Annotated in this window: 1 protein-coding gene; it reads right to left on the minus strand. The window is 56.0% G+C overall.

Features of this window, described 5'->3' with window-relative positions; translation table 11 throughout:
* Positions 1-507, minus strand: a 507-nt coding sequence (locus NW852_RS08655; protein ID WP_414426651.1) for a DoxX family protein, incomplete at its 3' end; no start/stop codon positions are given.
* Positions 508-794: the final 287 nt, after the last annotated feature.

Raw genomic sequence — 794 nt, forward strand, 5'->3', positions numbered from 1 at the left:
CGAAGACTCCAGGCTCTCCAACTTTTGTCGGCTGGAGCGGTTCAGCCCCGCCTCAATACCGTTCGCCAAGAGCTGATCCAAAGAGAACCAGCCGCCGCCATTCACCGCAAAGGCCAAGAAGATGGCCGCGTAGATAGCCGATAGCTCCAGATAAGGAACGCTGAAGCCGGCCACCTTGATGTGGTGGAACATGGCCACCGCCATCGTGGCGAACAAACCCAACGCCGCCGCGCGGGTCAACAAACCCACTGCCACCAGCGGAGCTGCAATCAGTTCAGTATAGGCAGCTACATAAGCAAAAAAGATCGGGAAAGGCAACCCGATCACTTCTACATAAGCCGTTGCAAACCCCTCGATATCAGCCAGTTTGTCGAGGCCGTTGTGAATCATGAATAGCCCTGCCACCACCCGCAAGACAGTCCACGCCACTTGAGACCAGCGCGGGGCTACGCTGTCGTGACGCAAAACTGAGACAAACAGCACGGGAAAGCGCTGAGTGAGTGCCATAAGATGAAACCTGCAATGCAAAGATGCTAACTATTGTAACGATTCTAAATTTCTGTAACAAGACCAGGGCGGGATCCCCCGCCTCGACAAGAGGGGTCTAGATCGTAGGCAATCGTTTTCCCAGCAGGCGCAGCAAACCGATGGGATCCCCGGCCAAGGCCTGCGCGGCTCTAGTTCGGGTTCATCTCCTGGCTGGCTGGGATCCCTGCCGCTGTCTTGCTGCCCAGATAGGGTTAGCCAGGGAAGTTCTCGGCTGCCTATTCTTAGAGGTGTTGACGCCATTCTTC

The organism is Synechococcus sp. H60.1, from assembly GCF_047462335.1.
In the GTDB taxonomy this organism is placed as follows: domain Bacteria; phylum Cyanobacteriota; class Cyanobacteriia; order Thermostichales; family Thermostichaceae; genus Thermostichus.